This is a genomic window from Aquirufa novilacunae (genome assembly GCF_045310505.1).
GTDB lineage: Bacteria > Bacteroidota > Bacteroidia > Cytophagales > Spirosomataceae > Aquirufa > Aquirufa novilacunae.
The window spans coordinates 550,491-576,596 of record NZ_JBEWZG010000002.1 but is presented as its reverse complement, the minus strand read 5'-3'; the positions used below and the strand labels follow the sequence as shown (position 1 = coordinate 576,596).

At 43.9% G+C, this 26,106-nt stretch carries 20 protein-coding genes; 9 read left to right on the top strand and 11 right to left on the bottom strand.

The genetic code is table 11. The annotated features are described in order from the left end of the window. The first annotated feature begins 50 nt into the window (after window positions 1-50). Window positions 51-1,859 (top strand): translational GTPase TypA, encoded by a 1,809-nt coding sequence (gene typA / locus V7S74_RS07805; protein ID WP_406778204.1) that lies wholly within the window; start codon window positions 51-53, stop codon window positions 1,857-1,859. 34 nt (window positions 1,860-1,893) lie between these two features. On the opposite strand, the gene V7S74_RS07800 is transcribed toward typA, so the two are convergent. From V7S74_RS07800 to V7S74_RS07770, 7 genes are all read right to left on the bottom strand, one after another. Next, window positions 1,894-3,840, bottom strand: a complete 1,947-nt coding sequence (locus tag V7S74_RS07800; RefSeq protein ID WP_406778203.1) for a ComEC/Rec2 family competence protein — start codon at window positions 3,838-3,840, stop codon at window positions 1,894-1,896. Window positions 3,841-3,857: 17 nt separating this feature from the next. Continuing rightward, the gene (nadD, locus tag V7S74_RS07795) at window positions 3,858-4,430 is read right to left on the bottom strand and encodes a nicotinate (nicotinamide) nucleotide adenylyltransferase (RefSeq protein ID WP_406778202.1); all 573 of its coding nucleotides are present in this window, start codon (window positions 4,428-4,430) and stop codon (window positions 3,858-3,860) included. Beyond that, window positions 4,427-4,996 carry a guanylate kinase gene (gene gmk / locus V7S74_RS07790; RefSeq protein ID WP_406778201.1) on the bottom strand — a complete coding sequence of 190 codons (570 nt, stop codon included), beginning with the start codon at window positions 4,994-4,996 and terminating at the stop codon, window positions 4,427-4,429. The genes nadD and gmk overlap by 4 nt, the downstream gene beginning before the upstream one ends. A 333-nt stretch (window positions 4,997-5,329) precedes the next feature. Next, complete coding sequence (locus V7S74_RS07785; protein WP_406778200.1) at window positions 5,330-5,935, bottom strand: sigma-70 family RNA polymerase sigma factor; 606 nt, start codon at window positions 5,933-5,935, stop codon at window positions 5,330-5,332. A gap of 69 nt (window positions 5,936-6,004) precedes the next feature. After that, window positions 6,005-6,514 carry a hypothetical protein gene (locus V7S74_RS07780; RefSeq protein WP_406778199.1) on the bottom strand — a complete coding sequence of 170 codons (510 nt, stop codon included), beginning with the start codon at window positions 6,512-6,514 and terminating at the stop codon, window positions 6,005-6,007. 1 nt (window position 6,515) lies between these two features. Further along, window positions 6,516-7,355 (bottom strand): rod shape-determining protein MreC, encoded by an 840-nt coding sequence (gene mreC, locus V7S74_RS07775; RefSeq protein WP_406778198.1) that lies wholly within the window; start codon window positions 7,353-7,355, stop codon window positions 6,516-6,518. 6 nt (window positions 7,356-7,361) lie between these two features. Next, on the bottom strand, window positions 7,362-8,387 hold the full coding sequence (locus V7S74_RS07770) for a rod shape-determining protein (protein WP_130895380.1): 1,026 nt from the start codon (window positions 8,385-8,387) through the stop codon (window positions 7,362-7,364). 294 nt (window positions 8,388-8,681) lie between these two features. Between V7S74_RS07770 and V7S74_RS07765 the strand changes: the two genes are divergently transcribed. Then, the gene (locus tag V7S74_RS07765; RefSeq protein WP_130922635.1) at window positions 8,682-9,608 is read left to right on the top strand and encodes a helix-turn-helix domain-containing protein; all 927 of its coding nucleotides are present in this window, start codon (window positions 8,682-8,684) and stop codon (window positions 9,606-9,608) included. Window positions 9,609-9,773: 165 nt separating this feature from the next. Here the strand turns inward: V7S74_RS07765 and V7S74_RS07760 are convergent, their stop codons facing one another. After that, window positions 9,774-11,228, bottom strand: coding sequence for a pseudouridine synthase (locus V7S74_RS07760; protein WP_406778197.1), 1,455 nt, complete (start codon window positions 11,226-11,228; stop codon window positions 9,774-9,776). 131 nt (window positions 11,229-11,359) lie between these two features. Between V7S74_RS07760 and V7S74_RS07755 the strand changes: the two genes are divergently transcribed. Genes V7S74_RS07755 through V7S74_RS07740 form a run of 4 tightly spaced genes read left to right on the top strand, consistent with a single transcriptional unit; the run spans window position 11,360 to window position 19,166 of the window. After that, window positions 11,360-13,366, top strand: a complete 2,007-nt coding sequence (locus V7S74_RS07755) for a CHU_0125 family OmpA-like outer membrane integrity protein (RefSeq protein WP_406778196.1) — start codon at window positions 11,360-11,362, stop codon at window positions 13,364-13,366. Further along, entirely contained in the window at window positions 13,359-14,696 is a 1,338-nt protein-coding gene (locus V7S74_RS07750; protein ID WP_406778195.1) for a dihydroorotase, read from the top strand. The genes V7S74_RS07755 and V7S74_RS07750 overlap by 8 nt, the downstream gene beginning before the upstream one ends. 1 nt (window position 14,697) lies before the next feature. Further along, window positions 14,698-15,285: a ribonuclease HII gene (locus V7S74_RS07745; RefSeq protein ID WP_406778194.1), complete on the top strand. Its 588-nt coding sequence runs from the start codon at window positions 14,698-14,700 to the stop codon at window positions 15,283-15,285. A 20-nt stretch (window positions 15,286-15,305) separates the two neighbouring features. After that, window positions 15,306-19,166: a S8 family serine peptidase gene (locus V7S74_RS07740; RefSeq protein ID WP_406778193.1), complete on the top strand. Its 3,861-nt coding sequence runs from the start codon at window positions 15,306-15,308 to the stop codon at window positions 19,164-19,166. Here V7S74_RS07740 and V7S74_RS07735 read toward each other — a convergent pair whose 3' ends face one another. Beyond that, window positions 19,167-19,904, bottom strand: coding sequence for an SAM-dependent methyltransferase (locus V7S74_RS07735; protein WP_406778192.1), 738 nt, complete (start codon window positions 19,902-19,904; stop codon window positions 19,167-19,169). It abuts the gene before it with no gap. Continuing rightward, window positions 19,904-20,842, bottom strand: coding sequence for a GDP-L-fucose synthase (gene fcl, locus V7S74_RS07730; RefSeq protein WP_406778191.1), 939 nt, complete (start codon window positions 20,840-20,842; stop codon window positions 19,904-19,906). The genes V7S74_RS07735 and fcl overlap by 1 nt, the downstream gene beginning before the upstream one ends. A gap of 105 nt (window positions 20,843-20,947) precedes the next feature. Between fcl and V7S74_RS07725 the strand changes: the two genes are divergently transcribed. From V7S74_RS07725 to can, 3 genes are read left to right on the top strand one after another with little or no spacing between them, the layout of a single operon-like run. Beyond that, a complete protein-coding gene (locus tag V7S74_RS07725) occupies window positions 20,948-22,087 on the top strand; it encodes a toxin-antitoxin system YwqK family antitoxin (RefSeq protein WP_406778190.1) in 1,140 nt (379 codons plus the stop codon). 35 nt (window positions 22,088-22,122) lie between these two features. Then, complete coding sequence (locus V7S74_RS07720) at window positions 22,123-23,655, top strand: SulP family inorganic anion transporter (RefSeq protein WP_406778189.1); 1,533 nt, start codon at window positions 22,123-22,125, stop codon at window positions 23,653-23,655. Continuing rightward, window positions 23,652-24,281, top strand: coding sequence for a carbonate dehydratase (gene can / locus V7S74_RS07715; RefSeq protein WP_406778188.1), 630 nt, complete (start codon window positions 23,652-23,654; stop codon window positions 24,279-24,281). Before V7S74_RS07720 ends, can begins: the two co-directional genes overlap by 4 nt. Window positions 24,282-24,334: 53 nt before the next feature. On the opposite strand, the gene aspS is transcribed toward can, so the two are convergent. Then, window positions 24,335-26,098 carry an aspartate--tRNA ligase gene (gene aspS, locus V7S74_RS07710; protein WP_406778187.1) on the bottom strand — a complete coding sequence of 588 codons (1,764 nt, stop codon included), beginning with the start codon at window positions 26,096-26,098 and terminating at the stop codon, window positions 24,335-24,337. Window positions 26,099-26,106: the final 8 nt, after the last annotated feature.

Genomic DNA, 26,106 nt, shown 5'->3' with positions numbered 1-26,106 from the left:
TTGAATTTCCCAAATTAAGGAATTTCGTTTCATTCAACGAATACATTTTTATGCAAAGCATTCGCAACATTGCCATTATTGCCCACGTTGACCACGGTAAAACGACCCTAGTTGACAAAATCATTCACGCATCCAAGATTTTTAGAGAAAATCAAGAATTTGGAGATTTGATCCTTGATAATAACGACCTAGAGAGAGAAAGAGGGATTACAATTACGTCTAAGAACGTATCTGTTCGTTACAATGGAGTGAAAATCAACATTATCGATACACCTGGTCACGCCGACTTTGGCGGTGAGGTAGAACGTGTTCTACGTATGGCGGATGGCGTTATTTTGTTAGTCGATGCTTTTGAAGGCCCCATGCCTCAAACACGTTTCGTATTATCAAAAGCGATCGCTTTAGGTCTTAAGCCTATCGTTATTGTTAACAAAGTAGATAAAGAAAACTGTCGTCCAGACGAAGTACACGAAAGTGTATTTGACTTGATGTTTAACTTAGAAGCAACAGAAGATCAATTAGACTTCCCTTGTATCTACGGTTCATCGAAGCAAGGATGGATGAGCACTGATTGGAAAAAACCAACAGATAATATCATCCCATTGTTAGATGCGATCATCGAGCATATCCCAGCTTCTAAAGTACAAGAAGGTACTCCTCAAATGCAGATTACGTCATTAGACTACTCTTCATTCGTAGGTCGTATCGCGATCGGTCGTTTAGAGCGTGGAACTTTGACAGAAGGAATGCAAATTTCCCTTTGCAAAGCAGATGGCACGACGAAGAAAATGCGTATCAAAGAACTTCAAGTTTTCGAAGGTCTAGGAAAAGTGAAAGTAGATAAAGTAGAGTGTGGTGAGATTTGTGCCATCACAGGTATCGAAGATTTCGAAATCGGTGACACGGTTGCAGATGCAGAAAATCCAGAGGCTTTAGCACGTATCGCGATTGATGAGCCTACGATGAACATGTTGTTCACGATTAATAACTCTCCATTCTTTGGTAAAGAAGGTAAATTAGTTACTTCTCGTCACTTACGTGATCGTCTTTTTAAAGAGACAGAGAAAAACTTAGCTTTGAAAGTAGTTACAACGGAAAGTGAAGATAAGTTCTTAGTATTTGGCCGTGGTATTCTTCACTTGTCAGTTTTAATCGAAACGATGCGTCGTGAGGGTTATGAATTACAAGTAGGTCAGCCTCAGGTTATTTTCAAAGAAGGTGAGAATGGCGAGAAATTAGAGCCGATCGAATCCCTAGTAGTAGACGTTCCTGCTGAAGTTGCTGGTAAAGTAATCGAATTAGCGACTCAAGGTAAAGGTGAGTTGTTGATTATGGAACCAAAAGGTGACTTACAACACTTAGAATTCAACATTCCATCTCGTGGTTTGATTGGTTTACGTTCTAAAGTATTAACAGCTACATTCGGAGAGGCAATCATGGCCCACCGTTTCATCGCTTACGAACCATTCAAAGGTCCAATTCCAGGCCGTATCAACGGATCATTGATCTCGATGAACACAGGTCCTGCAATTCCTTACGCGATTGATAAATTACAAGATAGAGGGGTGTTCTTCATCGATCCAGGTGAAGAAGTTTACACAGGGATGGTAGTAGGTGAGCACAATCGCCAAAACGACATCGAAGTGAACCTTCAAGCTGCGAAGCAATTAACGAATATGCGTGCTTCAGGTACGGATTCGAATACCAAAATTGCTCCTAAATTAAACTTCTCATTAGAAGAGTGTATGGAGTTTATCCAAAAGGATGAATACTTAGAAATCACTCCTAAGTCTTTACGTATGCGTAAAATTTGGTTAGACCCGAACGAGCGTAAGCGTAACGAAAAGAAGCCAAGCTAATATTTCAAAGGCTGCCCTCACCGGCAGCCTTTTTTTATAGCCTTAGCGCAGGTCTCTCCTCCAGAAAATAATATTTCTCCGGCAAATAGGGCTTCAAGACTCCCATCCAATAAGGCGAAGGCTTTTTCAGGAAGTACCAGGTAGCGCCGCTCCAGCTTTCTAACCAGTCAGAATCGCGGTATTTGATTTCCTTCCCTAAAATTAAATGCTCCTGTCCACGTGCCTCCGTAGGTTCTCGGACATAGGCGAATTTCATACCCTGGTGTCGCCATTGGACATTTCTAGAGGATGGCCACCTTCGTATCAGCGTATCCTTCACTCCTGTATTTGCCCACAGGGGACTTAGATGGGATTGAATCCAAGCAGGTTCTAAGCTAACAGGCAAAGAAGCGATCGAGGAAGAACCCCTAGTTTTTATCCAAATCGCCTCCCCCTTGTATTGGCTCAGAAAAGCACTAGGCCTCACAGGATCCGTAGGAACAAGCACAAGTATCACCCACAGAAAAGCGAGTCCCTTCCATTGTCTAGGCGCCCAAACTACGATTGCGATGCTGGCGAAGTAAAGTATCAACTCAAGTCTGGCCAAGTGTAAGAATGGAATCACCGACGTCACCCTCTCCACCCAAGCAAACATTATCCCATGAAGTACCTGAAAACTTCCTGACAACAAAAAAGCCAATGGCAGAAAGGCCCATTCCGGCAAAAAAGCACCCACACTGAGAGTAAGAAAACCCAGGAACAAGGCTATTGAAGAGAATAAAATCAAGAAAGGATTCAGTAATAAAAACGAGAGCGGATGTGGTAGCTGATGAAAATAATAGACAATCAGGGGCCAGGTAAACACTTGAGCCGCTAAAGCAACACAGGTCAATTCCCAAATTTTCGTTAATGGCCAACGCATCCAACCTCGAAAACAAATCAGCTTCACCCAACGCTGCTGAAATGCAATCAATCCCCAAACTGCTAAATACGACAGCTGAAAACCCGGATCAAACAAGGAAGCAGGATGAATAAAAAGTAGGACAAAGGCACTAAAAGCTAATGTATTAAGGCTCTCCTGCCTTCTGAGAAATGTTTTCGCAAACAAGATCACCGAAAACATCCAAGCAGACCTCAACACCGGCAAAGAAAACCCACTAATCCCAGCATAACACCAAAGCAAAGCCAGCATCAGCCCGAAAAACGCCCATGGCCCCGCCGGCCTTAATTTCAGCAAAAAACCGAACACTAGGCTTAAACCCAGATACAATAAGCCCACATGCAAGCCAGAAACCGATAAAATATGGATCGCCCCTAATGCGGAATAGGTCGACAAAGTCTCAAAATCAATCTTCGTCTTCACCCCTAACAACATTGCCTCCGCGACATCCCGATCTCGTCCCGGTTCAAAAACGCGTTCTAAAATCTTCACAAAAAAAGCCCGTGCAGTATCAAAAAAAGGAATGCTCTCCTCCCCTTTCTCTACCAATCGAATTCGATCTGCCGAAATATAGGCCGTTCCACCTATCCCCTTCGCGGCATAATAATCTCGCCAATCTTTCTCAAAAGGAAAAAGAGGGGCCACAAAGGGTTTGATCGATTGCTTTACCACATAATGATTCCCTTCCTGCGGTCTACCTAACTGCTTGGATAGATAGAGACGAAACAGAGCGGGCTGGACTACCCAAGATCCGCCAGAACGAGTACCCAAACAACGCGCTAACACGGACCAGGTTTTGGGTTTGGACTCGACTGCACCCTCGACTCTAAACACAAATCCATCCGTGGGAAGTGGCCGAATAACGGGTTTTAAATAGGATGTCCAAGCCATCGCGAATACGATCAGCAGTGCAGATATTCCGATGCTTCGTAAAAGTCGAGAAGGGGAAAATAAGCAGGGCAAGGCAAACAAGGGCCAATAGAAACCTCCAGAAAGAAGAATTCCGATCATCCAACCTAGCAGAATTCGGACAAAAGGGAAACGAGAAAAATAGGAAATCATCGATTAGGCGGAAAGGCCTAAAGGTAGAATTTTTTAACAGCGATTAGGGATTCCACCTCATCAGGAACTAGATATTTAATCGACTGTCCTTGTTGAATACAAGAACGAATATAGGTGGCTGAAATATGCAAAACAGGCGCCTCAATACGCTGAACGTTCTTATGCTCCCATAAATCAGACGCTGGATCTTCCCCACGTGGGTACACGTAGAGGCCATAATAATCAAGTATTTGGTTATAGTTCTTCCAGCTCTTGAACTGTTCCAGGTTATCGCCGCCCAGGATTAACTTGAATTCCATGCTGGGATGACGTTCGGCTAAATGTACAAGCGTATCAATCGTATAAGAAGGACGCGGTAACTTAAATTCGATATCTGAGGATTTGAAGGCGTAATTATCTGAAATGGCACGTTCTACTAGATCCAGACGATCAAATTCGTGCAATAAGGATTTACTCTTCTTGTGGGGATTTTGAGGGGAAACGACGAACCAAATTTGGTCCACCTCCGTCTGATTTAAAACAGCCTGCGCAATGATCAAGTGACCCTGGTGAATCGGATTAAATGAACCAAAAAACAAGCCTACCTTCATGATTGCTTCAATTTATCAAACAGCGCCTGCGCCTCTGCAACAGCCACCTCTAATTGATCATTCACTAGAATGACATCGAATTGCTCTTGGAAAGACCACTCGAATTTCATTTTGAAAATACGCTTTGATAAGGCCTCCTCATCTTCTGTACCTCTAGAACGCAAGCGTTGCTCGAGCATTTCGAGGGTAGGTACTTTGACAAAAACAGCCAAAGCACGATCTCCATAATATTTCTTCAAAGCTAGACCTCCGCGCACATCGACATCAAAAATCACATGTTTTCCTGTCGCCCAAATACGTTCGATCTCAGACTTCAAAGTTCCATAATAGGCTCCTGCATATACTTCCTCCCACTCCACAAATTCATCATTCGCGATTTTTGCGCGAAAATCATCTGGCGTTAAAAAGTAGTAATCCTTTCCGTGCTCCTCATGGCGCCCCCGCTTGTCACGCGTGCAGGCAGAAATAGAAAAGCCCAAATCAGCATTGCGCGCTAATAATTCCTTAACGATGGTTGTTTTCCCTGAACCAGACGGGGCTGAAAATATGATAAGTTTACCTTCCAAAAATTCTGATGATTAAATGAACCAACAAAATAAGGGAATTAAGAGCAATATAAGGAGGATAATAGATGATATTTTTGCCCGAATACTTTCCAGTAAACTGCTCGGGCATTTCGAATGACAGGATGACTTTAGTGCTTTGCGCAAGGCTAACTCTAATTCATGCCCCTCTTGACAGGGCAAACATTGATCCTTATTCGCTATAAAACGGGCTTCCTCCTCCGCTGACGCTTCTTTATCCAAAATACGTTGGATAAGCTTTAGGCAATCGGGTTGATGGGCACAATTCGTCTTCATATGATTTACAAACAGAGCGTCTAAAAAATAAGTTCCTGGTTACGCTGACAACATGTCAGTTTTATAGCCTTTTTTCATAGCATACGAAGCAAGGGTTTCCTTCAGCATGGCACGTGCGCGGTGAAGCCTCGATCTAACAGTACCGATAGGAATATTCAGAATTTTAGCCATCTCCTCGTAGCTAAACTCCTCTAAATCACATAAAATGATGATCATTCTGAAATCAACTGGAAGCGCCTGAATGGCGGAGGTGATTTCATCACCTAGCATCTCGTTTACCGTTTCAGCTTGCAAATCCGCTTGAAAAGCTGGTTCAGGATCATCCTCCCCTGCAAACGACTGCTCCACCCATTCAAATTCTACCTTAGTTGGGCCTCGGGATTTTTTTCGGTAATCATTGATGAAATTATTCTTGAGAATGCGGAATAACCAAGCTTTGGCATAGGTACCCGGCTCAAAAGAACCGATAAATCGAAATGCCCGCATGCAGGTATCCTGCACTAAATCGTGTGCATCGTCCTCATCATTCGTTAATCTAAGGGCAAAATTATACATCGAATCCAGGTGAGGCACAAACTCCTTTTCAAAGAGTGCTCTGGCTTGCGATTCGGTCAGCGCTGGGGCTGTATCTATTTCTGTACTCATGGCGGTTTATCTAAAAGATATACCCCTACCTACAATTTAAACGCCAAAAAGAAAAGATGACAAAAAGACTTATTTAGATGAATTAAACAATTCGAGCAAAGCAAAAACGCCCAGACCTAAAAGTGTACTCAAAAATGCCTTCAGGAGGCTCAGGCCTAACAAACTGCCCGTGCTTGATTCTAACAAAAACAGCACGATATGATGGGTAAATAACATGAGAGCAACGTAAGGGAAAAACCACAACCACTTCATCTCCGCTAGACTAATCGCCGAACGCTCATCATATCCGTTCGCTGGAGTTAAGATTTTGAAGAAAGTGGGGCGTAGCCAAGCCACTAAAACAGTAGCGAAGGCATGCATGCCGTGCGTATTATAAAACGTATCCAATAACCACCCGAGAGCAAAGCCTCCAATAATCAAATAAACGGGAGGTGTTTCGATAGGCGCCTTGATGATCGCCCATAAATAGATAAAGCAGAAGCCGTAGTAAAATAAGGCCAAATCGCGCAAGAACAATAGCTGCACCACAATGGACAAAACCACGCCAAGAACCCACTTATATTGAAAGTTAGCGCCCATTTTAGTCGATTTTAGGTTTAGCTTGTTCCAATTTTGCTTGCTGACCCGCAAATTTATTCTCGATCACGTAGACATAACGCAACGTAGAGAAATGCGTTAAAAGCATCACTTTGATGTCGTGAAAGGTGCCATCGTCTTGTAATCCGACTTTGGCTACAATTCCAATTGGAACGTTAGGTGGATAAACCGCATTATAATCCGAGGTAACGATCGTGTCGCCTTTGACTACTTTCTTATACTTGGAAACGTCCATTAATTCCGCCACTTCTGGCTGATAGCCCGGCCATTTAATATAACCTAATTCTCCTGAGGATTTAATTTTAGCAGAAATGGTGTTACTGGTATGTAAAACAGAGACAATTAAAGACAAATTTTCTTGACAAGAGATAACTTTCCCCACCACACCAGTAGACGAAATGACTGCCATTCCTGGCTTTATGCCATCCTGTGAGCCTTTTTCGATCGTCAAATAATTTTGAGAATTGCGGGTGCTCTGGTCGATTACCTTACACGCGATGGGCTTGTAGCGATCAAGCGCTGCTTTGCTAAAAAAGACAGGGATATCTGCTTTTTGCTGCACCTGTGCCTGCAATTGAAAGATTTGTTGGTGTAATTTTTGATTCTCCAGGGCTAACTCCCCATTAATATCTCGTAATTGATGATAGGAAGCTACTTCCTGGCGAGTAGACAAAATCGACGCTGCCCAGGCATTCGTCGTATTGAAATAAAGGGTGTGTTGGTAATTATTGTAGGTAAATACAGACCAAAGGCTGATAACCTGCAGCAAAATAAACAGAAGCAGATTTCGCTGACGCAATAAAAACTCAAACAGTTGATTCATCCCCTACTAGGTAATCAATACCGGACGGTATTTCTCTAAGTTTTTCAAGATTTCACCCGTACCACGAATAACGGCCTTCAATGGATCGTCAGCCACGTGTACTTTTAATTGAGTCTTCTTCTCAATACGCTTATCTAAACCGTGTAACATCGCACCACCACCTGCTAAGTGAATACCATTATGGAAGATATCTCCTGATAATTCCGCTGGAGCTCTTTGCAGAGTTTCCATGATCGCTACTTCGATTTTCGTAATGGAACTATCTAGTGCGTAAGCGATTTCTGAATAATTGATCAAGATTTCCTTCGGAATACCTGTCATTTGATCACGGCCACGGATTTCGAAATCCGCTGGAGGGTTCTCTAATTCTGGAAGAGCAGATCCTACTTGAATCTTAATTTGCTCCGCAGAACGCTCACCGATTACTAACTTGTGCTCACGCAACAAGTAGTCTTTAATATCACGCGTAAATTCATCCCCTGCCACACGAATCGAGTTTTCTACTACGATTCCACTTAGGGAAATGATCGCTACTTCTGTCGTACCACCTCCGATATCTACCACAAGAGATCCGTTCGGTTGTTCAATATCAATGCCGATACCAATTGCCGCAGCGATCGGTTCGTGTACCATATACACTTCACGTGCTCCTGCATGTTCTGCGGAGTCTTTTACGGCTCTTTTCTCTACCTCGGTAATACCTGAGGGGATACAAATCACCATTCTTAACGCTGGAGAAAAGAAGGAATTTCCTTTGTCCATCATCTTGATTAAACCACGCATCATTAATTCTGCAGCAGTAAAATCAGCAATCACACCATCTTTCAGCGGACGAATCGTTTTGATATTATCGTTCGTTTTCTCGTGCATCATCATCGCCTGACGACCTACCGCTAATACCTTGTTCGTATTACGGTCCAAGGCAATGATAGAAGGTTCGTCTACGACTACTTGGTCTTTGTGGATAATCAAGGTATTTGCCGTACCTAAGTCCATGGCAATATCCTTCGAAAGAAAATTAAATAAGCCCATCTGATTTTGTGATAGTAAAAAACAAAATTACATAAAAATTGCCCTAAAATTTGAAAAAAAATGAATTTTCCATTTTCCCCGAAATAATTATAAAATAGGCCAAAGCAGTTGCTCCGAATTACTTCCTTCAAAGAATCCCCTTCTTATTAATATATTACAAATAAATACCCGAAAAAAAATAGCGTAAATGGGCCAAATTAATCGACAAAATAATTTGGAATTATTATCTGATTTATTAGTTTTGTCCAAGTTTATTCAAAAAATCGTATTCATTACTCCGTTTGGTGATAAATTATGGAAGATTATAACAAGATCATCGAGTCCTTAGGTGTTAAATTCATCAAAGCGAGAAACATTAGAATATTACAACCTATTCGTATCAAGAATTTCTATGACGTAGAAAATTCGCTCTTGATATTGTACAAAGGCGAGGTGTCTTTTGGTGAAGAGGAGACTCCAGTGGAAGAAGGCGACATGCTTTTCATCCCAGGCGGAAAAATGATTAGCGTAACCTACGGAAACGCAGAAAAACCAAAAGCGGTGAACAACGAAGAGTTCATGACGCACCGCGAATTGTATTTTGACCAAAATACGGATGCATCTTTAATCGGAACACAACCGAACTCGTTCGGAATGGTGGCCTTCGAAGCTAAAGTATTTGACTCGGTTAACTTCTTTACTTCCTTAGATATCCCTCCGTTCTTAATCAAGCGCGACGATAAACTAGCGGCAACCATCCGCGAAATCTTAGAAGAAGATTTATCTGATGCGATCGGTAAAGGACGTATCATCAAAATCAAAACGGAAGAGATCGTTATCGAAGTGATTCGCTACATTATTGAAAACCGATTATTCGTAGAGCAATTAGCAACAAACTCGACTTACTTTAAAGACCCACGCTTAATTGATATCTTCGCTTACATCAAAGATCATTTGGGTGGTGATTTATCAAACAAAGTTTTAGCAAACGTGGCAAACGTTTCTGAAGACTACGTAGGTCAATATTTCAAGATGTTAACGGGTATCAACCCACAAGATTATATCGAATACCAACGTATGGAAGCGGCAGTCGGTTTACTTCGTACGACGAAGAAATCAATCCGCGCGATCGGTTCCGAAGTTGGCTACAAGGACACGGCTTATTTCTGCCGTCGTTTCAAAATGATGTTCGGCATTCCAGCTGGAAAGATGAGAAGACGAGAGTCGTTGATGAATATTTAAACAAAAAAGCCGTTGAGAAATCTCAACGGCTTTTTTGTTAGTCGCTAGTCAACAGTCGATAGTCGACTAAATCGCGTAGCGATGACTAAGCGACAAGTCGCGACTTGCCAATCTCGACTAGTACCTTGCGACTAGTGACTAGCTTTAGTCGAAGCCACGCTTCGACTAAAGCAAATACTTCAACTTCACCAACTCTCTCTCCGTCAAGAATCTCCAGCTACCGCGTGGAAGATCTTTCTTCGTCAAGCCAGCGAAAGTCGTACGGTCTAGTTTTGTTACTTCGTAACCTAGGTGTTCGAAAATACGACGAACGATGCGGTTTTTACCGGAGTGGATTTTAACGCCGATGACATAGCCGTCTGGAGTGACTTTGGCCAAATCATCTACTTTAATTTCCCCATCCTCTAAAGTTAAACCTTCCTTGATTTTCTCGAAATCTTCGTCCGTCAAAGGCTTGTCTAGCTCTGCTTGGTAAATCTTCTCGATTTCGTTCGACGGGTGCGTTAACTTATCCGCTAATTCACCGTCATTCGTTAAAAGCAATAAACCAGTCGTGTTTCTATCCAAACGTCCCACCGGGTAAATGCGCGATTCAGTCGCGTTCTTTACGAGTTCCATCACGGTCTTGCGATCGTTCGGGTCCTCGGTAGTGGTTAAGAAGTCTTTTGGCTTATTTAATAATAAGTAAACTGGTTTTTCGCGGTTCAACTTGCGGTTACCGTATTTCACGATGTCCGTAGGCTTCACCTGGTAGCCCATTTCTGTGATTACCTTGTTGTTTACTTTGATTTCACCTGCTTCAATTAATTTATCGGCATCACGACGAGAACAAATTCCCGCGTTGGCGATGTAGCGATTTAAGCGAATTTCGTCTGAACGACGATCGGTTTGGGCGATTTTCTTTTGAATCTTCGAAGGAGCACGCTCCTTGTAGCGATCTAATTTGTATTGTGGTTCGTAGGCCGGGCCTGCATCGAAACGAGAGCGGCTTTTAAACGTCTCTCGGTCTGAATAACGTGGATTGCGACTTCCTTCCGGACGTTCGCCACGCTCTGCAGAACGCTCTGTACGCTCCTCATAGCGACGCTCGATGCGTGCTGTTGGATTCTCATCACGCGGCGTTGTCGACTCTTCTGAACCCTCTACTTTTGGGGCCGCATTGCGATCCCAGCGATTATCGCCCTTGTAAGGTGTACGTGTTGGATTTTCAGTTCTGCCAAAAGGCTTGCGTTCTCCACCTTGATATGGTTTGCGCTCGCCACCTTCGCGGTTATCCCGGTTAAACGGCTTACGCTCGCCATCAAATGGCTTACGGTCTCCGAATGAACGACGCTCTCCACCTTCGCGATTGAACGGCTTGCGATCTCCACCTTGGTACGGTTTACGCTCGCCATCAAATGGTTTGCGCTCTCCTGAAAAACGATTGCTTGATTCTGTTCTCGGTGCTCGAGGTCCGCGTGGGGCTCCTGAGTCATTACGGGGTCCGTTAAAATCACGGCCTCCTGAAGATCTTCCTTCTGATCTTCCAGTAGATCTACCTTCAGATCTTCCTGTGTTCGCACGACCTTCTGATGGTCGGCTGTCACGACGGTTATCGTCGTTTGAAATTCTTTTTCTCATAATTGTACAACATCACTGCTGGGAATAAAAGATGACGAACGTTTGTCATCTTGCTTTCGATTGTCGAAATTTAGGCAAAGCTACAGAAAATAATCGAGTTTGTGTTTATTTTTACGTTACATTCGTCCACTATGAAAATCGTAAAGCCATTTAATTCAAGCGTTTACCTCTTTATCCTGACGAGCATCTTCTTGCTTAGCGGATGTAATTATGACGCCCGATTGTTCAAAAAGGCGAAGCAAAATTTTGAATTAGGGGAATATGAGTGGACGATTCGGGAAGTAAAGCCTTTGGCCCAAAGATACTTCAGAGCCGCAGAAACAAACTATTTCGTTGCCGAGTCTTATCGTCTATCCAACCGTATCCAATACGCCACTCCTTATTATTTAATCGCCAAAGAGAAGGGCTACGAGGACAAAAACATCAATCTGCACCTGGCTTACGCCGCAAAAGCCAATGCGAAATATGCGGATGCGAAAAAATACCTGAAAGAGTTTATCGATTCCAAGCCCTCGAGAGAATTAGTAGTGAAGGCGGAAATCGAATTAGATAATTTGCCTGCTGTGGAGGAATACACGAAAAAACCGAGCCCTGTGAAGGTGCAGGGATTGGTGGGAAACACGAATCAGGCGGAGTTTGGGCCTATTAAAATGGGGGACGAGCTGATTTTAACGAGTTCAAAGAAGCCGCTGATTTATAAGAATAATGGATTACCGTTTTTGGGTTTGTATAAAGCGCGACTGAAAACTCCGGGTGAAATCGAAAAGCTGGAATTGTTTAGCCCTAATTTATTGGATGCGAATGCGAACGAGGGGACGCCAGCCTTTTCGAAAGACGGGAACCTGATGGTATTTGCCCGCGGTAACTCAGGTAAAAGCAAGGATCCTTCGCCAGATGTTGATTTGTATATTTCGACCAAAAGAGACGGAAATTGGTCCACTCCAGAACGTTTAGCTATTTCAGATTCCCTGGGTTGGGATGGTAGCCCGGCCTTTTCGAGAGATGGGAAGACGCTTTATTTTGCTTCGAATAGACGCGGAGGAAAAGGAGGATTGGATTTATACCGAGCGCCTGTGGATAATTCGGGACGTTTTGGGCGACCGATTAATTTAGGCTCTACGATTAATACACGAGGTAACGAGATCTTCCCTTATGTTTCTGAAGATGGTAAATTATACTTCTCTTCTGATGGACATCCCAGCTTAGGTGGTTTGGATATTTTTGTAGCGAGTCGTAGTGGGGATGAAATCCAAATCGAACATCTAGGAGTGCCTATTAACTCGGTGGGGGATGATTTTGGGCTATTTTTATCGGATGTGACGCAAGGCTACTTCAGCTCAAACCGTGTGGGTGGCAAGGGAGATGATGATATTTATTATTTCGAGTCGACCGGCTCCGAAGACCGCTGGTGGTCGACGGAGACCACCCTAATAGAAAGCACTGAGCCGGCGAAAGTGGCTCTCTATCACCTGCGGACGCAAGTCTTGAATTCGAGAAATAAACCGATCGCGAATGCGAAAGTGGGCGTTAAACGCAATGGCGAAATTCAGCCAGTGATGTTTACGGATGCGAAAGGATACCTAGATACGATAGATGTAAATCCAGCCGACCAAATCAGCTTCAACGCTAGCAAAGAAAAGTTCTTAACGAAGCGTAGCGAATTCTTGATGGATGGTCGCGAGATTCCGAAACAACTTTTGAAGAAAGAATTAACGGACACGACTTTTGAGCATAAAATCATCTTAGGCTTAGCGGAAGTGGGCGAGGAATTAGGGGCTTTGTTTGACGTAAATCCCATCTATTACGATTTAGATAAGTCGAATATCCGTCCAGATGCCGCAGTGGAATTAGATAAGATTGTTCAGGTATTGAAGGACAATCCAAGCATTTCAATCGAATTAGGCTCTCACACAGATGCGCGTGCCAGTGCGAGCTATAACTTGAAATTATCCCAAAGACGTGCCGAATCAGCCGTTAAATACATCATCGAACACGGAATTGAGGCCGCAAGAATCAAAGCCAAAGGCTACGGTGAAACGCAACTCATCAACGGATGCTCTGATGGCGTAGATTGTAGCGAAGAAGCACACCAAGAAAACCGCCGAACTGAATTTAAAATTACAGACCTGAATGACTAATTACGTTTTAAAAAATGCTTCCATCGTTAACGAGGGAAAAATCACTGTTTCTGACATCCGAATTTCGGAAGGCCGCATCACAAAAATCGCCTCAGACATTACGCCTGACGCTGGCGATGTGATCATGGACCTAAGTGGGAAACACGTTTTTCCAGGAATGATTGATGATCAGGTGCATTTTAGAGAGCCGGGTTTAACTCACAAAGCAACCATCGCGAGTGAAGCACGTGCCGCTGTGGCTGGGGGTGTAACTAGTTTCATGGAGATGCCGAACACGGTGCCCAATGCGTTAACACAGGAATTATTAGCTGATAAATACGCGATAGCGGCGGCTGGGTCTTTGGCTAACTACTCCTTCTTCATGGGAGCCGGAAACGACAATTTAGAGGAAGTATTGAAAACGAATTCCCGCGACGTGTGTGGAATCAAAATATTTATGGGCTCCTCGACCGGCAACATGCTGGTAGACAACACCCAAACATTAGAAAAGCTATTCTCTAGCTGCGAAATGTTAATCGCCACCCACTGCGAAGATGAGCCTACAGTGCGAGCTAGAACAGCCCTTTTCAAAGAAAAATACCCAGAAAATGCGCCGGCCTACATCCATCCTTTAGTAAGAAATGAGGAAGCTTGCTACCTATCCTCTTCGATGGCGGTGGATTTAGCGAAGAAAAACAATACCCGCTTGCACATCTTGCACATCTCGACAGAAGAGGAATTAGCCTTGTTTGAGACCGGTAAAGCGGTGAAGGATAAGAAAATTACCGCCGAAGTTTGTGTGCACCACCTCTGGTTCGATGCGGCACAATACGATACATTAGGCAATCAAATCAAGTGCAATCCAGCCATAAAAGATGCCCGCCACAAGACGGCTCTTCGGAAAGCTTTGATCTCTGGAGAATTGGATATTATTGCGACGGATCACGCACCACACACCTGGGAGGAGAAATCGCAGGAGTTTTGGAAGTCTCCATCTGGCCTGCCTCTAGTGCAACACCCTCTACTTTTGATGATTGATTTAGCCAAAGAAGGTCACATCAGCCTCGAGCTCATCGCCGAAAAAACGGCGCATGCAGTGGCCGATTGCTTCCAAATCGAGGAGCGTGGCTACCTTCGCGAGGGCTACTGGGCTGATTTAGCGATTGTGGATTTAAACAAACCGCAAACCGTCTCGAAAGAAAATGTGCTGTATCAATGCGGCTGGTCTCCTTTAGAGGGACACACCTTGTCTGCCTCAGTTGAGCATACCTTTGTTTCTGGCCATTTGGCCTATTCGAAGGGATCCTTTAATGAAGCTGTCAAAGGAAAGCGCCTTTTATTTAACCGATAACATGTCCTCGCTCCTCCCTTTCTTTTCGCCTATCGGGCTAGAAGCCGGCTTAGATGAAGCTGGGAGAGGATGCTTAGCCGGTCCCGTGGTGGCTGCGGCGGTGATTTTACCTAAGGATTTCCACCATCCTTTCCTGACAGATTCGAAGCAAATGACCTTAAAGCAGCGCAACGAGTTAAAGCGTTTGGTGCGGGAGTACGCGATTGATTATGCGATTGCGGAGGTCGATGCTGCTAAAATTGATGAAATCAATATTTTAAAGGCGAGTATATGCGCGATGCACCTCGCGGTAGATCAACTGAAGGAACGTCCGGAGCACCTATTGGTCGATGGAAATCGTTTTTATAGCTACCCATTAATACCGCATACGTGTGTCGTAAAAGGGGATTCGAAATATTTTTCGATTGCTGCTGCTTCTATTTTAGCCAAAACATACCGAGACGAACTCATGGAAAAAGCAGCACAAGAACATCCTGGCTATGGTTGGGAGCGAAATGCGGGTTATCCCACCCTGCAACATCGCAAAGCCATCTTAGAAAAAGGCCTAACAAATCTTCATCGGAAAACGTTTAGAGTAGAGATAAAATAATTCTGTAAATTAGAACCCAAATGAAACTACGCTTTCTCTTTCTTTTATTCATCGGCTTTTCCGCCATAGCCCAAGACGCGTCTAGAAAAGAACGTGCCTTGCGTTTCGGAATGCAGCAGGATTCTATTTACAGAGGGTCTCAGGCCTTAGCTAAGAAAAGAGGTATTCCTTTGCAGCAGACGCTAGGAAAGGGAAAAACATTAACATTTCAAGGCTTTTCGGAGATAGGTGAAGCGCTGTATTTGACGACAGAGTCAAATGCGCAAGCAGCAAAAATGACGAAGACTAACCTCTTATATCCAGGAGGAACGATGGGGGTAGGTTTAACCGGGAAGTCGGATTCGATTAAAGGAAAACTGGGTATGTGGGATGGTGGAGCGGTTTTAGCGAGTCACCAGGAGTTTGAGGGAAGAGCGGTGGCCCAGCAAACTATGACAGGTACGAATGAACATGCGACTCACGTGGCTGGTATTTTAGTGGCGGGCGGAATTAGCCCATCTGCTAAAGGAATGGCATACGAGGCGGATTTGAAGTTTTGGGACTATTCAAATGACAATTCAGAAATATCAACGGCTTCTACCTCTTTGCTGATTAGTAATCACTCCTATGGTTACCAAGCGGGATGGGTGTATGACGAGACGAAGAAAAAATGGCAATGGTGGGGAAATGATGCGGTGAGCGAGACCGAAGATTTTAAGTTTGGACTTTATGATTCAAACACACAGACTTGGGATCGCATTGCCTACAACGCACCTAACTACTTGATAGTAAAGTCTGCAGGAAATAGCCGAAACCAAAATGGCCCTGCCTCTGGCGAATATTATTTATTAAAAACCTCTTCTGACTCTTCTAATAAAGCCCGTTCTAAAAACGATGGCTACGATATTATTTCCACTTCAGGGACTGCGAAAAACATTCTTACCGTGGGTGCAGCGTCGCTTTCCTCCCTTATTCCGACGAAAGCCTCCGAAGTGACTATCTCTAGTTTTACGAGCTGGGGACCTACAGATGATGGCCGAATTAAGCCAGACGTGATGGCTATCGGTACCAGCATGTTCTCCACAGGAAATGCGAATGATAAGAGTTATATCACCCAAAGTGGCACGTCCATGTCCTCCCCCCAAGCGGCAGGTTCCTTGTACTTGCTTCAACAATTATACAATCGTCTAAATAAAAATACATTTATGCTGGCATCCACCCTAAAAGCGGTGGCTATCCATACTGCCTTGGATATGGAAGCAGTAGGTCCAGACTATAAAACAGGCTGGGGGCTCATTCAATTAGATAAGGCGGCGGATTTGATTAAAAATACTAGCAATTCCCATTTGTTGACAGAGGGTAAATTAGCCCAGGGAGCGACGAAAACCTATACATTCACCGCATCGGGAAATGGTCCATTGCGCGTCACCATGGCATGGACGGATCCAGAGGCTAGCACCTCGTCTGCTTTAAATGACCGAACACCTCGTTTAGTGAATGACCTCGATATTCGCTTAACGAGCGGATCATCGACCTTCCAGCCTTTCCTGTTAGACCCCGCTAGCCCAGATGCCTTGGCGGTCAGAGGGGATAATATTCGGGATAATGTGGAACAAATTTTGGTTCCTAATACACTTCCTGGCCAAACCTTTACGCTAACAGTAAGTCACAAAGGAACCCTGAGAAATAGCAATCAAGACTATGGCTTAGCTGTTTCAGGGATTGGCGGACCAGCTTATTGTGCCGTAACGCCCAGTAGTGCATCGACAGACTTCAAAACATTTAGCTTAGGAGCAGTGAAAGATTCCACTGGATTAAATCCAGTGTTTACCGCTGAATTAGGAGCGACTGTTCCTGTGAACTTTAGTTTCGCAGGGAGTAGTACGAAAAAAATACGCTTGTATGCAGACTGGAATCAAGATGGTGATTTCGCTGATGCGGGGGAGGAATTATATAATTCTGCCAGTACCGCTACCACCATTTCTATTCCGAGCACCCTAAAGCAAGATAATTATTACCGCATGCGTTGGGTAGCGGTCAGTGGATCTGGGGAGGCTCTTTCTTGCGGATCGGTGAGTGCGGGTGAGACGAAAGATTATGCTTTGCAGATTCTACAAGCCTCGAAGGACTTTAGTGCGGTTTCCATCACGCAGTCGACGGCTGGATTTTGCGAAAGTAATGGCCCGACGAATTTCATTGCACGCATCAAAAATGTGGGTTCTTTAACCCAAACGAACATACCTGTCCTGTTAGAGATCAAGTCCGGCTCCACCTTAGTGGGCACGGCCACTGGAACCATCAGCAGTCTAGCCTCAAGCAGAGAGACCGACGTGAATCTGACGGGCAATGCCACATTAGCTGCAGGAACGAGTTATTCATTCACGTTGAAAACGCAATTAACCGGCGATCAGAATAGCGCGAACGACTCCTTTGTCCTCAGTAAAACAATTGAAAGCCCTACTGCGCCTGTGGTGACGGGTACTATTTGTAGTGGATCTGCCGAATTGAGCTTAGCAGCGACGAATGGAAGTCCACTTTGGTACAATGGAAATACCTTGTTAGGGGCTGGTGCGAACTTAAAGACTCCGTCGACCGGGACTTTTTATGCGGCATTTGATAATTTGAATACGACGATGGGGCCGGCGACAAAGGCGGCCTTTGGCGGGGGAACGTATTATTCTAATTTTGGCCCTGAACCCATATTTGCAGTGACGCAACCGACAATTTTAGAATCAGCTACGGTTTATATTGGCACATCGGGAACCGTTACGTTCGGGATTTTTGACAAAGAAACAGGGGAATTAGTGGCCTCGGTAACCAAGGATTTAACGGCGACACGTACCTCTGCAAATTCAACAACGATCAATAGCCAGTTAATTGATGACAAAAATGATCCAGGCCAAAAAGTCATTTTAAATCTTCCTTTCCCTAAGGCGGGAAATTATATTTTATCACACGCTTGCTCAAACGGCGCGTCCATTTTCCGTAGCAACCGGACGGCTGCAGATACGGTGAATGCGCCTACGAACATCGGATATCCGTATGCTATTCCGGGAGTCATCAAATTAACGGGAGCACTCTTCAATGGTGGCGAAATTCAATCCGGCTTTTATTACTTGTATGGAATGAAGTTCAAATCCTACGCTTGCCCTAGCCCAAGAGTAGCCGTAACAGTCACAACCGGCGAAAGTCCAGTGGTGACGGTTAGTCCAACGGGAGCCTCCACGGTATGTTTAGGAGATAAAATCACCTTAACAGGTACCGCTGCATCGGGCACACCTAACTACCAATGGTTTAAAAATGGCGCCGCTATCGCAGGAGCAACGACGAATAAATTAGAGGTGAACACCACGGGTGTGTACACCTTGAATTCTAGCTTTAATGGCATTTGCCCTGTATTATCACCTGCATCTACGGTAACCGCGTCTACCCCATTAGAGCCTCTTATCACCTTTAATCAAGGCGTTTTAACGACTTCGGCTGGAACAGATATTCAGTGGTATTTAAATGATGTGGCCATCAATGGTGCAACAGCGACGACCTATAAGCCGACGGCTAATGGTGTTTATAAAGTCAAATTACGCGATGTAAATGGCTGTTTAGCCTCTGCTAGCTATGGTATCACGATCTTAGCGGTGACGGCAGATAATCCATTTACCACGCTCTTTGCGTTCCCGAATCCGGCAACGAATGAATTATACATTGGTATTCCGAATGCTATTTCGGCGTCGAAAATTCGCGTTCGCCTGACAGATATGCAGGGTAAGGAGATTAAAGATTATAGAGTAGAGAGTAGAGATAATCGATTAATGATCGATATTTCTGGCTTATCTGTGGGAAATTACGTGATTAGCTTCCCAGAACTAGATGGCGAGGCTTCGATAAAGTTCCAGAAGAACTAATTATTTTTTAGTCCAAACAAAGATCATCCGAGGCGACTTTAACTCATCAAATGCTGATAAGTTATAGTCGCCTTTTAGGTCGACTAAACTCAAACCCGCTTTTGTAGCGTAAGAGATAAAATCATTCTTTGCGACTAATTCCACCTTCTCCACAAACGAATAGGCTTTCCCTTGATCGCTAAAGTCAATGGACTTATACAAATACCCTTTTTCAGACCAGCGTTTGATGTGAAAGGAAATCCCCTCTCGCTCAATTGTTTCCACTGGAACTAAATTCGCTAACACGTAGGTCGGATTAAAGAAATCCAAGACTAAAATGCCGCCGTCTTTTAGACCGCCAGAAAAGGTGTCGAAGGCTTTTTGGTTATCTTGTTGATCATCAAAATACCCAAAACTCGTGAAGAAATTAAAGATCGCATCGTACTGATTTTGCAAAGGCAAGGGCTCGCGCAAATCGTGGACAAAAAAGAGGAGATCCTTGTTTTCGAATGCCTGAGCGGCTTCGATGTTAGACGGAGATAAATCAAAAGCGTCCACCACAAAACCTAGACTTTGTAGGGTAATTGCGTGGCGACCTTTCCCACAGGCGGCGTCTAATACGCGAGAACCAGGGGATAATTGTAGCTTTTCTTGCAGGGAGGAAATAAAGCGCGCAGCTTCAGATTCATCCCGCTTTGCATACAGAATATGGTAATAAGGAGAATCAAACCAGGCACTAAACCACTCTTTATCCTCCATTATTTGCGAATGCTTACATTCGTTAAGAAATCTTGGTAAGCTAAGGCAATACCCTCTTTCAACTCAATTTTATGTTTCCAGCCTAGGCCATGTAATTTAGACACATCCATTAACTTGCGAGGTGTTCCGTCAGGACGATTCGTATCCCATTGAATGCTTCCTTCAAATCCAACGATTGCCTTTACCGTTTCAGCTAATTCTTTGATGGTCACGTCGATTCCTGTTCCGATATTGACTAATTCTGAATCACTGTAGATCTCCATCAAATAGACACAAGCCTCCGCTAGGTCATCGGCATGTAAAAATTCGCGCATAGGAGATCCTGATCCCCAAAGCGTCATGGAGGCATCCCCACGTTCTTTGGCCTCATGAAACTTGCGAATCATCGCAGGCAAAACGTGTGAATTTTCTAAATCATAATTATCATTAGGGCCATACAAATTCGTAGGCATCACGGAGATGAAATCACAGCCATATTGTGCGCGGTAGGCCTCACACATTTTAATGCCTGCAATTTTAGCGATGGCATACGGCTCGTTTGTTTCCTCTAAATAGCCACTCAATAAATAAGACTCTTTTAACGGCTGAGGAGCTAATTTAGGATATATACAAGAAGAACCTAAGAACTGTAGTTTCTTTACTTTATTGATAAAAGAAGCGTGGATGATGTTGTTTTGGATGGCCAAATTCTCATACAAGAAATCAGCGCGATAGGTGTTGTTCGCAACGATTCCACCTACTTTTGCTGCGGCTAAAAACACATAATCTGGTTTTTCAGCAGCGAAGAATTCGGCTACTTTTACCTGATCACGTAGGTCTAATTCCGCTGAGGTTTTTAACAACAAATTCGTATAACCTAGGCTCTGTAATTTTCGAACAATAGCGGAGCCCACCATTCCGCGGTGACCTGCTACGTATATTTTTGCTTCTTTTTCCAATGAATTAATCGACTTAAGACTCTAAAAATCCTTGCAAAAATACACAAAGTCCGTCAGGTAATAAGTTTAATTCGTAGTTTTGAGAAATATTTTTAGGTCTCACCTATGATTTTGCGCGTCCTTCTTTTCGGTCTTCTACTTTGCTCGAACCTTCCTGTTCAAGCACAGAATCGCGCTATTACAAAAAACAAACCTTTGATAGACACTTCTGTTCACGAGAAAGGCTTATTTAATGGTCGTTTTTCGTCTGGATTAGAAGGCAAGGTGGAAGAGGCGAAGAAATTCAAAGAAGACAGCAAGGCATTTATTGAAAGTTTAGGCGTAAAAGATTTAGGCAAAAAAATAGTAAAGACCGCTAAGAAAAAACTTCAACCACGCGACGAATACGCCGGCATCAAAACCGAGCACAAGCTAGGGAATTATGGTAGTGGGGTCCGAATGACAGTGGAAGAGGTACATGTGGTGAAATATGTCGAGGATGAGGCGCTAAGCCCTTATTTACAAGAGATAAGCATCTTCGACCCAGCACAATCCCGGGTTGTCACAATCCCTTTGAAGGACGCAAAAAATGCACAAATCTGCCATGGGCCCTTCAAAAAATACGTCAACCAAAAACTAATCGAAGAGGGTTTTTATTTCATGGGAGTGAAAGATGGGCGTTGGGAAAATTATAGTTCAGAAAATGAACTAGAGAACAAGGTGTATTACGAAAAGGGCTTCACCGCGGGTTCCATCATACATTATTACGATGCTTCGAAGAAAAAAATACAAGAAGTTATCCCCCGTTTCTATGGCAAAATCCGAGGCACCTATTACGCTTTCTACCCGAATGGGAGTTTGAAAGAGGATGGCCGATTGGACGATAGTGTGAAGGTGGGTCGTTGGAGAGAATACCACGAAGTAGGAAGTGGAGGTCGTTTAAAGAAAGAATGGAGATACGGTAAGGATAAGTTTGACACAGCTGAACCCCTATTAATCCAAGAACGAGATCAGCAATCCAAGATTATTTTTCAGACGCAGGAACCCATTTCGCAGCACAAACCGACGAATCTTCCTCCGATGGACACAGAGGACGATGAAGATTCCGAAGAAGATGATTCTACCAAAGAAGCGAATTTAGTGCGAACTGATCTTGCTTCCATTTACCAGCCATTTTTAACTATTCATACCCCGGCAGACTTCCATCCGGCTTTGTCCACTGGTTTTATAAATGCCCCGCAAACACCCCCTGATTTCGTTTTTTAATTTCGATCTATTAGTCATTAATTAAACAACATCACATGAAACAATCAGAATACATTCAATCCTTCTTGAAGGGGGATTGGAAATCAGGAATAGCGGTCTTTTTAGTTGCTCTTCCACTTTGCTTAGGAATTGCGCTGGCCTCAGGAGCGCCCTTATTAGCTGGCCTTGTGGCTGGTATCATCGGAGGTACCGTAGTCTCTCTTTTATCCGGATCTGAATTATCCGTGAGTGGACCCGCAGCAGGCTTAACCATCATTGTGGCAAACGCCATCACAGATTTAGGTTCATTCCCCGGCTTTTTAGTAGCTGTCATTCTTGCAGGTGGAATTCAAATAATTTTAGGTTTACTGAAACTCGGAAAAATCGGGGGATTCTTTCCTTCTTCTGTTATACGAGGCATGCTCGTTGCCATCGGAATTGTGATTATTTTGAAGCAGATTCCACATGCCATCGGAGATGATTTGGACTTTATTGGCGAGTTTGAATTTGACCAAAAAGATGGGGAAAATACCTTCTCTGAAATCCTGAAATCCTTAGCTGACATTAAAATAGGCGCTTTAATCATTTCACTAATAGGACTTGTTATCCTGTTTTCATGGACAAAATTAGGAGAGACAATCAAGTGGATGAATGCATTACCTGCTTCTTTATTCGTGGTATTAACGGGTGTGGCGATCAATGAAAGCTTCCCATTTTGGGCGGCGGATTGGTTCTTAGGAAATTCAAAAGACCACATGGTGAACTTACCTATTTTCGCCTCTAGTGGCGAGATTTGGAGTGGATTGGTATCCCCCGATTGGACATTTATTTCAAATCCAAAGGTATACTCCATCGCCTTTACCTTAGCCATCGTGGCTACCTTAGAATCTCTACTTTCGTTAGAGGCCAGTGATTCTTTGGACCCATTAAAGCGAATTTCTTCTCCCGATAGAGAGCTATTAGCCCAAGGAACTGGTAATATAGTCAGTGGATTATTAGGCGGCCTACCGATCACATCCGTTATCGTCAGATCCTCTACGAATATTTATGCGGGTGGTAAGACGCGGATGTCGGGATTCTTCCATGGAATTCTCTTATTAGTGGCAGTGCTTTTGCTTCCGCTTTATTTAAATAAAATCCCTTTGGCCTGCTTAGCGAGCATTTTATTGTACACGGGATATAAACTAGCCCATCCGAAAGAGTTCAAGAAGGTGATTGCTGAAGGCTGGAAACAATGGGTGCCGTTTTTGGTTACAGTGGCAGTTGTTGTGGGAGTAGATTTGTTATGGGGAATATTTATCGGCACCTTAGTTGGATTGGTTTTTGTTGTAATCACGAATTTCTCTTCGGTATTTTCGGTATTTAAAAACGGGAATGAAGTATTGATTAAGTTCCAAAAGGACGTAACTTTCTTGCACAAAATGTCACTAAAGGAGACCTTGAGAAAGATCCCTGAAGGCTCTGAAGTATTCATTGATATTTCCAAAGTCCACTTTATGGATCATGACATTAAACTTATCATTGACGAATTCATTGCCACCGCAAGCGAAAGAGGCATCGAGGCAGACCTTAAAATGAAAAAAATATGAAAGAATATAAAAAATTACTCTTAAGTAATAAGGCTTGGGCGAGCGAACGTTTAGAGCTCGACCCTACTTATTTCGATAATTTATCGAAGGATCAGAATCCTTTATTCTTGTGGATTGGGTGTGCAGATAGCCGGGTTCCTGCAGAGGAAATCACCCATGCGGATCCAGGTGACATTTTCGTCCACCGAAATGTGGCGAATATGGTCGTTCATACCGATATTAACTTATTATCCGTATTGCAATATGCAGTCGAGGTTTTAGAGGTAAAGCACATCATCGTGTGTGGCCACTATAATTGTGGTGGGGTGAAGGCGGCGATGACGAACCATGATTTTGGCTTAATCAATAAATGGTTGCGTAATATCAAGGAGGTTTACGAAAAGCACTACGAAGATCTGCATGATATTACAGATGAAACGGCACGATTCAATAAATTAGTCGAGTTGAACGTCGCAGAGCAGATCCAAAACTTAGCAAAAACGACCATCGTCCAAAAAGCCTGGGAAAAACGTCAATTCCCTCACCTTCATGGCTGGGTTTTCGATATACACCATGGCGAGATTAAAGAAATTATTAATATCAACGCCGGCGAGTGGACCAGCCCCGTTTTTCATTACGATTTTTAACAAAAAAAGAGGGGCCGCTACGCGGCCCCTCTTTTTTTTCCTGCTCTAAAAAGCTAGACAGTCGTCTTGATTTTCAATTCATCTAACTGCGCTTGCGCCAGTGGAGATGGTGAATCGATCATGACATCACGTCCCGCATTGTTCTTAGGGAAAGCGATGTAATCACGGATCGAATCTGTTCCTCCGAATAGCGAGCAAAGGCGATCAAAACCAAATGCTAATCCACCGTGTGGCGGCGCTCCATATTCAAAGGCATCCAATAAGAAACCGAATTGAGCTTGCGCCTCCTCTGGAGTGAATCCAAGGACTTCGAACATTTTCGATTGTAGGTCTTTTTGGAAGATACGAATCGAACCTCCTCCTACTTCCACCCCATTCACGACTAAATCGTAAGCGTTCGCACGTACTTTACCGAATTCACCAGCAAGCATCAACGGAATATCCTCCGGCTTCGGGCTAGTGAATGGATGGTGCATCGCAAACCAGCGATCTTCTTCCTCACCGTACTCTAACAGTGGGAAATCCACTACCCAGTGTACTTTATAATTGTTCGGATCACGTAATCCCATACGTGTTCCCATCTCTAAACGTAATTCATTCAATTGCTTGCGCACCTTGTCTCCGTCGCCCGAAAGCACAAGAATCAAGTCGCCTGGCTCTGCATTAAACGCCGCAGCCCATTTCGCTAAATCTTCTTCCGAATAGAATTTATCCACCGATGATTTCACCACGCCATCCGCTTGAACGCGGGCATAAATCAATCCTTTCGCACCGATTTGTGGACGGCGAACGAAGTCTGTTAATTCATCGATTTGCTTGCGTGTATACTCCGCTGCACCTTTGACGCAGATTCCTACCACCGTATTCGCCGCATCAAAAACTTGGAAATCTTTTCCAGAAGTCAAGTCAACGCCTTCGCCTTTCAATTCCACGAATTGCATGTCAAAACGAATATCTGGCTTATCTGAACCATAATATTTCATCGCATCCGCGTAGGTCATACGAGGCACTTCGCCGATGTCAAGGCCTTTCACGTTTTGGAACAAATGACGAATTAATCCCTCAAACATATTCAAGATATCTTCTTGCTCCACGAAGGACATTTCACAGTCGATTTGCGTGAATTCTGGTTGGCGATCTGCACGTAAATCTTCGTCACGGAAACACTTCACAATTTGGTAGTAACGGTCAAAACCGGATACCATCAATAATTGCTTAAAGGTTTGGGGAGACTGCGGCAAGGCATAAAATTCGCCTGGATTCATCCGAGAAGGAACGACGAAATCACGCGCACCTTCTGGCGTAGATTTAATTAAAACGGGCGTTTCCACCTCGATAAAATCTTGCTTATCTAAGTAGTTACGCACTTCACGACCTACGTGATGTCGCAACTGCAAACTCTCGCGAATCGGGTTGCGACGCAAGTCTAAATAGCGGTATTTCATGCGGATATCATCGCCGCCATCTGTCTCGTCCTCGATTAAGAAAGGAGGCAATTTCGCGGGATTCAATACGCGTAATTCTTTCACTTTGATTTCAATATCGCCGGTAGGCATCTTGTCGTTTTTAGACAAGCGCTCTACGACTGTACCTTTCGCTTCTACAACGAATTCACGACCTAATCCTCTTGCTAATGCCAAAGCCTCCGCAGACGATTTTCCTTCCTCTAACATCAATTGAGTGACCCCATAACGATCCCGAAGATCCACCCAAATCATCCCTCCTTTATCACGTGAACGCTGAACCCAGCCACAAAGTGTTACCTCGGTGCCTGCATGTTCGATGCGCAATTCGCCATTTGTATGTGTACGTAGCATATTAAATA